Source organism: Enterobacter sp. YSU (assembly GCF_016082135.1).
GTDB lineage: Bacteria > Pseudomonadota > Gammaproteobacteria > Enterobacterales > Enterobacteriaceae > Enterobacter > Enterobacter hormaechei_C.
The window spans coordinates 1,763,990-1,774,615 of sequence record NZ_CP059487.1 but is presented as its reverse complement, the minus strand read 5'-3'; the positions used below and the strand labels follow the sequence as shown (position 1 = coordinate 1,774,615).

Here is a 10,626-nt window from a genome sequence, read left to right as displayed (position 1 = left end):
TTTGATGCTCAATGAATTAAACTTCGTAATGAATTACGTGTTCACTCGTTGAGACTTGGTATTCATTTAGTGTCCGAAGACATTAAGAATCCATGTCACTTTGAGTGCCCACACAGATTGTCTGATAAATTGTTAAAGAGCAGTTGCAACGCGGCTTTCAGCTCATCGTTGCGAGGTTCCGTATATTACGTTTTCCTCATTCAGAGTCAAGCAATTATTTTCACTTTTCTCTGTTGGCGTTCATCTCTGAACCCCGCTGTCCCGGCGGCTTGTAAGCCGTTGTTCCGTGTCAGTGGAGGCGCATTATAGGGAGTTCTCCGACGTTGACAACCCCTCTTTGAAAAAAAACGTTCAACCGTCTCTTTTTTGCTCAAAACCGTGCTACAGCGCCAGTTTTTCGAGCGTTTCGAAGCCATAACGACGTAAAACGGGCAAAAGTTGTTCGGTTTCTTTTGTTATCGCCATACAGAAAGCGATGTTCGCATCCGCTGATTTCGCATCCGGCGCCTCGTGTTCCAGCAGCCAGGCCGTCCGACGCGCAATTGCAGCACCGGAATCCACCAGCCGGGTCCCTTCAGGCAGAACCTTTAACAGCTCTTCCTGTAATAGCGGGAAATGGGTGCAGCCAAGAACAACCGTATCCGGTGGTTCCTGCATCCGCAGCCATGGACGCAGAATACGACGCAGCTCTTCAAGCGATACCGTCTCGCCGTGCAGTTTTGCTTCCGCCATTTCCACCAGCTCCGCGGAGCCGAGCATGGCGATCTGGCATTCATTGGCAAAGCGCTCAATAAGCTCACGCGTATAAGGACGTTTTACCGTACCGCGCGTAGCCAGCAACCCCACAATGCCGTTCGCCGTCAGACGCGCCGCGGGTTTGATTGCCGGAACAACGCCCACAACCGGGAACGGGAATTTTTCGCGCAGGGCAGGAAGAGAGACCGTGCTTGCCGTATTACAGGCAATGACCGCCAGCGCCAGGGGATAACGCTTTTGTACCGCGGTGACGATTTCAACCACACGTTCAACAATAAAGTCTTCACTCTTTTCCCCATACGGGAACGCGACGTTATCGAAGGCGTAGATGTAATGGAGATCCGGCAGGAGCTGCCGAATCTCATCATAGACCGAAAGCCCACCGACGCCGGAATCAAACACCAGCACGGTGGGACGCGGATCAGAAGGTGTAGCTGCCAGACAAGGTGTATTCCCGTCCTGCAGTTTGGTAGCCATAAACTGTCTCGTAATCTTTATCGAACAGGTTGGCTATTTTACCACGAACTGTGAGATGAGAGGTGACAGGATATGAAACCGCGACGTCCCACAGGCTGACGCCGCCCATTTTCACGCGTTCTGTGGCGTAGGTATTCGGATCAACGGCAACATCATAGCGAGTGCCCAGATAACGGTACGCCAGATTCCAGTCGAGATCCCACACCTGCCAGTCAAGCTGATACTTAACCTGTTGCTTTGAGCGACGAGCCAGGACTTCGTTAGTTTTCGCATTACGCGGGTCGACGTAGTCGTAAGAAATCTGATGCCCTACCGGGCCAGTGTCGAACTGGGCCGTCGCCTCGATTCCTTTAATACGGGCTTCATCGACGTTGTAATAACGGTAAGTCCGCGGGTCGCTATTAATGAGGTTATCGATATCATTACGATAGCCCGTCACACGCCAGTTTACCGGCCCCGTCAGACCTTCAAAGCCACCTTCCCACTGCTTACTCTCTTCTGGCTTCAGATCCGGATTACCGTAATCTTTACTGTGGATCTGGCTCATGGTCGGTGCTTTATACGCTGTACCGTAAGAACCGATGATGCGATACCCCTCGATGAACTCCCATGCGGCGCTGGTCTGCCAGGTGGCGTGATTGCCAAAATTAGAGTTATCGTCATTACGCGCCGCCGCTTCCAGCGTCACGCTGTTGAACTGCTGCATCGCCGAAAGGAACACGCCGGTATTACGTTGTTCGTAACCTTTTTCCAGGTAGCCCGTACCCGCCTGGGTTTTCTGCTTCTGCCAGTCCAGACCCGCGCCGATATTGCCGTGACCCACTTCAACCGTATTCAGCCACTGGGTGGTGTACTGCTTCACGTCATCCATGGTTGCGGAGTCAGCGTAGCGGCCTTTTTTCGGATCATAGTTCTGATCTTTGCTACGGCCATACCCTGCCACCAGCTGTGACTGGAAAATACCCTGGTTATAGCGCAACCCGGTGTCCCAGTTCTGGCTGTAAACCTGACGCGTGTCCGGCCGCCCATCAATGCCGGTCGCGCCATAGTGATCGTAACCGTCATACGCGGAGCGGTTATCGTAGCCAAAGCCACGGACGAATCCGCTGACGCTGTCGGTAAACTGCTGCTCCACCGAGCCAAACAGCGATTTACTCATAAAACCATCGCGGTCTGGCTGGCGCGGGGCATCTTTTGCGGCAATATCAAAACCACGGGTATAGGTATAATCACCGGCCATGGTGATTTTGGTTTTATCGAACACCTGCTGGAAGGCACCGTTATAGTTTTGATACCCCTTTGAACCGACACCCGCAGAAATTTCTGCACCCGGCTTGTCGCGCCCGGTAATGATGTTAATCACACCGCCAATCGCGTCGGAGCCATACAGCGCCGAACGTGGGCCGCGAATGTACTCAATACGCTGAATCAGCGACGTCGGAATTTGGCTTAAATCGGGAACATTGCTGATCCCGGCATTATTCAGGGGGATACCATCAATCAGTACCAGAACATGGCGGGATTCCGTACCGCGAATAAACGTTGAAGAGGTTGACCCCATCCCGCCGCTTTGTGCGATGTCCACACCCGGCAGGCGTGACATGATTTCCACAACACTCGTTGCCTGCCAGCGTTCAATATCCTCACGGGTCACGACGGAGGTCGGAGCCAGAACGGTTTTTGCTGGTTGTTCGAAACGGTTTGCTGTCACCACCAACGAGTCGGCGCTTTCCTGCGCCCAGCCCGAAAATGCCGTGACGGAAAACGCCGTCAACAGCGATACTTTTTTAATCATTGTTAAAGCATCCACAATATAAGAAGGATGCCGCAGGCCTCATCGATAGCACGCGATGATGAAACCAAATGCGACGTGATCCCGGCAGGTCTTCGGGCTGAGTGGCGTTATACGGATGAAGACTTCCCATTTTCACAGTGTCTACAACTCTCATCCCGCCAGTCTTTACCGCTGCGCGTCAGCTCCAGATTTGCACTGGATTCCCTTTTCACTCTCAGGAGACCGGAAACAGAATGCTACAATTAGACACGTATAGATGTCCAGATAGCTATTAGCCATTAAATCTGGACATCCACTGCACAATCCCTACAATCCCCGCGTAATTCTTTATCACTCAGGACGCATCATGACCCCCGAACACCTCCCGACAGAACAGTACGACGCACAGCTGGCAGAAAAAGTTGTCCGCCTGCAAAGTATGATGACGCCTTTCAACGCGCCGGTTCCCGAGGTGTTTCGTTCTCCGGTCAGCCACTACCGTATGCGCGCTGAGTTCCGCATCTGGCACGATGGCGATGACCTGTACCACATCATTTTCGATCAGCAGACGAAATCCCGCATTCGCGTAGACAGTTTTCCGGCGGCGAGTGAGCTCATCAACCAGCTGATGACGCTAATGATCGACGGTGTACGCAATAATCCGGTGCTGCGCAACAAGCTGTTCCAGATTGACTACCTGACCACTCAGAGCAATCAGGCCATTGTTTCTCTGCTCTATCACAAAGCGCTGACCGACGAGTGGCGCGAGCAGGCAGAAGCCCTGCGCGATGCGCTGCGCGCGCAGAACATCAACGTGCACCTGATTGGCCGCGCGACCAAAACCAAAATCATGCTGGACCAGGATTACATCGACGAGCGTCTGCCGGTAGCAGGTAAAGAGATGGTTTACCGTCAGGTAGAGAACAGCTTCACCCAGCCGAACGCCGCCATGAACGTGCAGATGCTTGAATGGGCGCTGAAGGCGACAGAAGGGTCTAAGGGCGATCTGCTGGAGCTCTACTGCGGTAACGGCAACTTCTCGCTGGCGCTGGCGCGTAATTTCGAGCGCGTGCTGGCGACGGAAATCGCCAAACCGTCGGTGGCCGCCGCGCAGTACAACATCGCCGCTAACCATATTGATAACGTACAAATTATTCGTATGGCGGCAGAAGAATTTACCCAGGCGATGAACGGCGTACGCGAGTTTAACCGCCTGCAAGGGATTGATTTGAAGAGCTACCAGTGTGAGACAATTTTTGTCGATCCGCCGCGCAGTGGCCTGGACAGCGAAACCGAGAAGATGGTGCAGGCGTACCCGCGTATTTTGTACATCTCCTGTAACCCGGAGACGCTGTGCAAGAATCTGGAAACATTAAGCCAGACGCACAAGGTTGAACGTCTGGCGCTGTTCGATCAGTTCCCGTATACGCACCATATGGAGTGCGGCGTTTTACTTACCGCACGGTGATCTGTAGGCCGGATAAGCGTAGCGCCATCCGGCATTTTTTGGCAGATGGCGCTTCGCTTACCTGCCCTACAAATAATTCATTACTCCGGTAACTGGCTCTTGCGGCTACGCATGCGCGAGCCAATCCAGAACACCAGCGCCACAGACAGTACCGCAGGCAGGAAGTTAGAGCCAATATCCGGATACTCTGCGCGCACCACGGTGCTGTACAACAGTACACCCAGAATAAAACAGGCTGCGGCCAGTCCCGGTAACCCAACCGGCATGGTGCGGTTCAGATAACGTTGATGCAGGCAGTACACCGTCAGCACCAGCGCGATAATCGGGAAAATCGAGAACGGTACAATTGAGCTAAAAACCGCCGCAAACGTACCATTGATGGATAAGCCAGCGATCAATGCCAGCAACAGCGTTCCTTTATCCTGACCTGACTGTTTCATTACTCACCTTCACTCATCGTTTTGATGTGCCAACTTCTCTTGTTCACGGCGATACCAGTAGTACGCACCTTTAGAAATCATCCGCAGCTGCAATACCAGTCGCTCTTCGAGTTGCTTACGTTGTTCAATGCTGACATCCAGCGCTTCGGCACCCGCGCTGAAAACAATCGTCACCATCGCCTCGGCCTGTGCTTCAGTAAACGCACGCGGCATATGGTTTTCGAGTTCAAGATAGTCGGCAAGTTCCGCGATGAAATGCTGAATTTCACGCGCGACGGCGGCACGAAACGCGGCTGACGTTCCGGAACGCTCACGCAACAGCAGGCGAAACGCGTTAGGGTTATTGCCGATAAATTCCATAAATGTCGACACGGAGGTGCGGATCACGCTGCCGCCTTTGGCGATACGCTGACGCGCCTGACGCATAAGCTGGCGCAGCATCAAACCGCTCTCGTCGACCATGGTCAAGCCCAGTTCATCCACATCACGGAAATGACGATAGAAGGACGTTGGCGCAATCCCGGCCTCGCGCGCCACTTCACGCAGGCTCAAACTGGCAAAACTCCGCTCAGCACTCAGTTGACTGAATGCGGCTTCCACCAGCGAACGCCGGGTTTTCTCTTTTTGTTGTGCTCTTACGCCCATCACGATAGTTGAATCCTTCCAAAGGCCCGTTGGCACTATACCAGAGAATAAAATTAATCTGTTTACCTGGCTTTGTGAATGATTGTTTACGGGCGGTTTGTGCTCCACTGCCCGAAAAAAGCACAACGATAATTGGGTTACCCTGGCAATGATGTTATGATTCTGTTGCTTTTATGTATAAGAACAGGTAAGCCTTGCCATGCCACATTCCTACGATTACGACGCAATAGTTATTGGTTCCGGCCCCGGCGGCGAAGGTGCTGCTATGGGTCTGGTAAAACAGGGAGCCAGAGTAGCGGTTATTGAGCGCTACCATAACGTCGGCGGCGGTTGCACCCACTGGGGCACCATCCCTTCGAAAGCCCTCCGCCACGCCGTTAGCCGCATTATCGAATTTAACCAGAACCCTCTTTACAGCGACCACTCCCGACTTCTTCGCTCCTCCTTTGCCGATATCCTGAATCACGCAGACACGGTCATTAACCAGCAGACGCGCATGCGTCAGGGTTTCTATGAGCGCAACCACTGTGAAATTCTGCAAGGGAACGCGCATTTTGTGGATGAACACACCCTGGCGCTGGAGTGCCACGACGGTTCGGTTGAGACGCTCACCGCTGAAAAATTTGTGATCGCCTGCGGCTCCCGTCCTTACCATCCGGCAGATGTGGATTTCTCGCACCCGCGCATTTACGACAGCGACTCCATCCTCAGCCTGCACCACGAGCCACGCCATGTGATCATCTACGGCGCGGGCGTGATTGGCTGCGAATATGCGTCGATTTTCCGGGGAATGGAGGTCAAAGTTGATCTGATCAACACCCGCGACCGGCTGCTGGCGTTCCTCGATCAGGAGATGTCAGATTCCCTCTCCTACCACTTCTGGAACAGCGGCGTGGTGATTCGCCACAACGAAGAGTACGAGAAAATCGAAGGCTGCGACGACGGTGTGATCATGCACCTGAAATCCGGTAAGAAGCTGAAGGCGGACTGCCTGCTGTACGCCAACGGCCGTACCGGCAACACGGATTCATTGCAGCTGGAGAATATCGGGCTTGAAACCGACAGCCGCGGTCAGCTCAAGGTCAACAGCATGTACCAGACTGCGCTGCCGCACGTTTACGCGGTGGGCGACGTGATTGGTTACCCAAGCCTGGCCTCCGCCGCGTACGATCAGGGCCGCATCGCCGCACAGGCGCTGGTGAAAGGTGAAGCGACGGCGCATCTGATTGAAGATATCCCGACGGGCATCTACACCATTCCGGAAATCAGTTCTGTCGGCAAAACCGAGCAGCAGCTGACGGCCATGAAGGTGCCTTACGAGGTGGGTCGTGCCCAGTTTAAACATCTGGCGCGGGCGCAAATCGTGGGAATGAGCGTGGGTACGCTGAAGATCCTGTTCCATCGCGAGACGAAAGAGATCCTCGGTATTCACTGCTTCGGTGAACGCGCGGCGGAAATCATTCATATCGGCCAGGCGATCATGGAGCAAAAAGGTGGTGGCAACACCATTGAGTACTTCGTTAACACCACCTTTAACTACCCGACCATGGCGGAAGCCTATCGGGTAGCTGCGCTGAACGGCTTAAACCGCCTGTTTTAACGCGCTGTCGAAATGGCCATCCATCGCACCCCGGATGGCCTCTGCCAGCTGCTCATAGCGGCTGCGCAGCGGTGACCCCGGACGATAAACCAGACCAATGGTGCGACGCGGCTCCGGCTTAATACACGGCAGATAGACCACGCCATCACGTTTACGCTCGTGCGGCACCGCCAGCGCCGGCAGCAGCGTAATACCGCTTCCCGCCGCCACCATATTACGCAGCGTTTCCAGGCTGGTTGCGCGGAAATGGGTATCTTCATCGGCACCCGCTTCGAAGCAGAAGCCCATCGCCTGATCGCGCAGACAGTGGCCATCTTCCAGCATCAGCAGCTTTTCCCCGGCCAGATCGGCCATCGGCACGCGATCGCGGTTCGCCCACGGGTGATCTTCATAGATCGCCAGCATCATCGGCTCATCGAACAGCGGTACTTCAATAAACGCTTCACTCTCTTTGACCAGCGCCAGGATCGCGCAGTCGAGCTTGCCGCTGTCCAGCTGCGCCAGCAGCTGATGGGTTTGCGCTTCATGCAGGTACATTTCGAGTTTCGGGAACGTCTGGTGCAGCATCGGAATGATTTGCGGCAACAGGTACGGGCCAACGGTTGGGATCAGGCCAATATGCAGCGGGCCGGACATCGCTTCCCCCTGCTGGCTTGCCATTTCCTTGAGCACTTTGACCTCGCGCAGTACGGTGCGCGCCTGATCCACCAGCAGCAGACCTGCCTGCGTGAACAGTACCTTACGACTGGTGCGCTCCAGCAGCATCACGCCCAGCTCATCTTCCAGCTTGCGGATCTGACCGCTCAGCGTGGGCTGGCTGACGTGGCAGGAGTCTGCCGCGCGGCGAAAATGGCGATGCTCAGCTAACGCTACCAGGTATTCAAGATCACGAATATTCATTATTCATCCTCCGTCGCCACGATAGTTCATGGCGATAGATAGCATAGCAACGAACGATTATCCCTATCAAGCATTCTGTTGAATAATACATCACATAGACGAGGCGGCACGTGTTTGACCCTTGACGTCCCCGCACCGTCAGCGAGTTTCTCTCAAAACTCGAAAAACTAAAGCCAACGTGAACTTTTGCGGACCCCGTGGTCCGCTTTTTTTTGCGTAAAAAAAAGCCCAGCACTAAGCCAGGCTCCGTTTTTCTCCCTCTCCCTGTGGGAGAGGGCCGGGGTGAGGGCACCAGCCCGCACTATTCAAACCAACCGGTTTTTCGCATCCGCAATCGCCTGCGCTACCTGCTTCGGCGACACGCCACCTTTCGCTGCACGCTTATCCAGGCAGGATTGCAGGGCCAGAATCGGGTAGACATCATCCCCGATAACCGCGCTGAATTTTTGCAGGTCGGCAAGCGCCAGCTCTTCAAGGGCTTTACCCTGACGAATCGCTTCCACCACTGCTTCACCCACAATATGGTGCGCCTCGCGGAACGGTACGCCTTTCGCCACCAGGTAGTCCGCCAGCTCGGTAGAGTTAGCATACCCCTGCTGCGCCGCTTCCTGGCAGCGCGGACGTTTCACCTGAATGCCGTCCAGCACCAGCGCGCCCATATGCAGACAGTCCAGCCAGGTGTCGAGCGCGTCGAACAGCCCCTCTTTGTCTTCCTGCATGTCTTTGTTGTATGCCAGCGGCAGCCCTTTCAGGGTCATCATCATACCGGTCAGCGCGCCCTGCACACGGCCACACTTACCGCGGATCAGCTCCAGCGCATCCGGGTTTTTCTTCTGCGGCATCAGGGAGGAGCCGGACGTCACGCGGTCGGACAGCTCTACAAACCCGGCTTCGCCAGAGTTAAAGAAGATCAGGTCTTCGGCAAAGCGCGACAGGTGCACCATCCCGATAGAGGCATTCGAGAGCAGCTCCAGCACGTGGTCACGGTCAGAGACGCTGTCCAGGCTGTTGCGGGTGGCGGAGGCAAAGCCCAGCCAGCCTGCCAGCTGCTCACGGTCGATTTCATACGCCGTACCGGCCAGCGCGCCGCTGCCCAGCGGGCTGACGTCCAGACGCTTTAAGGTATCCTGTAAACGGCTCTCATCGCGCGCCAGCATCTCAACGTAGGCCAGACACCAGTGCGCGAACGTCACCGGCTGCGCGCGTTGCAGGTGGGTATAACCCGGCATCACCGCATCCTGATTGCTCTGCGCGGTGTCCACCAGCGCGCTCTGCAACTGACGATTCGCCGCCAGCAGTTCGCCGACGGTCTCTTTGCACCACAGCTTCAGGTCGGTCGCCACCTGGTCATTACGGCTACGCCCGGTATGGAGCTTTTTACCCAACTGGCCGACTTTGTCGATCAGTTTGCCTTCCACCCAGCTGTGAATATCTTCGGCATCGCTCTGGAGGATTTGCTCCGGATCCAGACGCACCTCTTCCAGCAGGTTGTTCAGCGCCTCTTCCAGCTGCTGCTGTTCGTCTGCGGTCAGCACGCCAACGGTCACCAGCGCTTTGGACCAGGCCACAGAGCCGACAATATCCTGTTCGGCCAGGCGGTAGTCGAAGCGCAAAGAGTCGTTGAACTGTTTGAACCGCTGATCCGCTGCCTGTGTAAAACGCCCACCCCAAAGTGCCATAACGAATTTCCTTAATGATGATATTTTTGCCCGGTGGCGCTGCGCTTACCGGGCCTACAAAATTCACGTAGGCCGGATAAGCGAAGCGCCATCCGGCACAGAATCTTAAGCCAGAATACGCGTGCCAATCGGCGTGCCGTTAAACAGCGCCGGAAGCTGCTCTGCGTGACGCCAGGAGGCGATATCCACCGGGCGGCCCAGCGTGCGGGCCGCATCCAGCGCGGCGTTAACTTTAACGATCATGCCGTCGGTGATAATGCCCTGATCGATCAGCTGCTCGGCTTTTGCGGCGGTCATTTCCGCAATGCGCTGGCCTTTGCCGTCCAGAATACCGCTCACGTCGGAGAGCAGGATCAGGTCTGCGCCCAGCGTGGCCGCCAGCGCCGTCGCCGCCTGGTCCGCATTGACGTTCATCAGTTCGCCCTCTTCGGTCACGCCGATTGAGCTCACCACCGGCAGGAAACCGCCTTCCAGCAGGGTGTTAATCAGCTCAGGCGAACCTGGCTGCGCCAGTCCAACATGGCCAAGCTCTTCGTCGAGCTGGGTCACTTTTACGCTATCGCCATCGCCCAGAAAGAGGCCAACGGAGGCGATATGGTGTTTCTTCGCCCACGCCAGCAGCGTTTTGTTCGCCGTTCCCGCCAGCGCGCCGGTAATGATGTCAATCTGGTCCGCAGGCGTCACGCGCAGGCCATTTTTCTTTTTCACCGGCAGGTTGAGCCCTTTCATCAGCTCATCCACCACGCAGCCGCCGCCGTGCACAATCACCAGCGGACGTTGGTGTGATTCGCGATAGTTCACCAGTGCGGTAAACAGGCGCTCCAGCGCTTCTTCGCTGTCCAGCAGTACACCACCGAGTTTGATAATTAATGGATTCATCATCACAC

9 protein-coding genes and 1 riboswitch are annotated in these 10,626 nt (G+C 55.4%); of the genes, 2 read left to right on the top strand and 7 right to left on the bottom strand.

From position 1 onward, the window contains the following. Positions 1 to 381 precede the first annotated feature (381 nt). Positions 382 to 1,233: a glutamate racemase gene (murI, locus tag H2Z33_RS08555; protein ID WP_003862067.1), complete on the bottom strand. Its 852-nt coding sequence runs from the start codon at positions 1,231 to 1,233 to the stop codon at positions 382 to 384. Next, positions 1,178 to 3,028, bottom strand: a complete 1,851-nt coding sequence (gene btuB / locus H2Z33_RS08550; protein WP_017694253.1) for a TonB-dependent vitamin B12 receptor BtuB — start codon at positions 3,026 to 3,028, stop codon at positions 1,178 to 1,180. The genes murI and btuB overlap by 56 nt, the downstream gene beginning before the upstream one ends. Positions 3,029 to 3,093: 65 nt before the next feature. After that, positions 3,094 to 3,270: riboswitch (cobalamin riboswitch) on the bottom strand. 104 nt (positions 3,271 to 3,374) lie between these two features. Between btuB and trmA the strand changes: the two genes are divergently transcribed. After that, positions 3,375 to 4,475 (top strand): tRNA (uridine(54)-C5)-methyltransferase TrmA, encoded by a 1,101-nt coding sequence (gene trmA / locus H2Z33_RS08545; protein WP_003862063.1) that lies wholly within the window; start codon positions 3,375 to 3,377, stop codon positions 4,473 to 4,475. An 80-nt stretch (positions 4,476 to 4,555) separates the two neighbouring features. Here trmA and H2Z33_RS08540 read toward each other — a convergent pair whose 3' ends face one another. Together H2Z33_RS08540 and fabR are read right to left on the bottom strand one after the other, a co-directional pair. Then, the gene (locus H2Z33_RS08540; RefSeq protein ID WP_017383113.1) at positions 4,556 to 4,915 is read right to left on the bottom strand and encodes a YijD family membrane protein; all 360 of its coding nucleotides are present in this window, start codon (positions 4,913 to 4,915) and stop codon (positions 4,556 to 4,558) included. A gap of 9 nt (positions 4,916 to 4,924) precedes the next feature. Continuing rightward, positions 4,925 to 5,563 carry an HTH-type transcriptional repressor FabR gene (gene fabR / locus H2Z33_RS08535; RefSeq protein WP_003862059.1) on the bottom strand — a complete coding sequence of 213 codons (639 nt, stop codon included), beginning with the start codon at positions 5,561 to 5,563 and terminating at the stop codon, positions 4,925 to 4,927. A 196-nt stretch (positions 5,564 to 5,759) separates the two neighbouring features. On the opposite strand from fabR, the gene sthA reads away from it, so the two are divergent. Then, complete coding sequence (sthA, locus tag H2Z33_RS08530) at positions 5,760 to 7,160, top strand: Si-specific NAD(P)(+) transhydrogenase (protein ID WP_003862057.1); 1,401 nt, start codon at positions 5,760 to 5,762, stop codon at positions 7,158 to 7,160. On the opposite strand, the gene oxyR is transcribed toward sthA, so the two are convergent. From oxyR to argB, 3 genes are all read right to left on the bottom strand, one after another. Next, positions 7,143 to 8,060: a DNA-binding transcriptional regulator OxyR gene (oxyR, locus tag H2Z33_RS08525; protein ID WP_003862055.1), complete on the bottom strand. Its 918-nt coding sequence runs from the start codon at positions 8,058 to 8,060 to the stop codon at positions 7,143 to 7,145. The two genes, sthA and oxyR, sit on opposite strands and share 18 nt — an antisense overlap. Before the next feature lie 305 nt (positions 8,061 to 8,365). Next, positions 8,366 to 9,739, bottom strand: a complete 1,374-nt coding sequence (argH, locus tag H2Z33_RS08520) for an argininosuccinate lyase (RefSeq protein WP_032104309.1) — start codon at positions 9,737 to 9,739, stop codon at positions 8,366 to 8,368. 105 nt (positions 9,740 to 9,844) lie between these two features. Then, entirely contained in the window at positions 9,845 to 10,621 is a 777-nt protein-coding gene (gene argB / locus H2Z33_RS08515) for an acetylglutamate kinase (RefSeq protein WP_096159761.1), read from the bottom strand. Between the last annotated feature and the right edge of the window lie 5 nt (positions 10,622 to 10,626).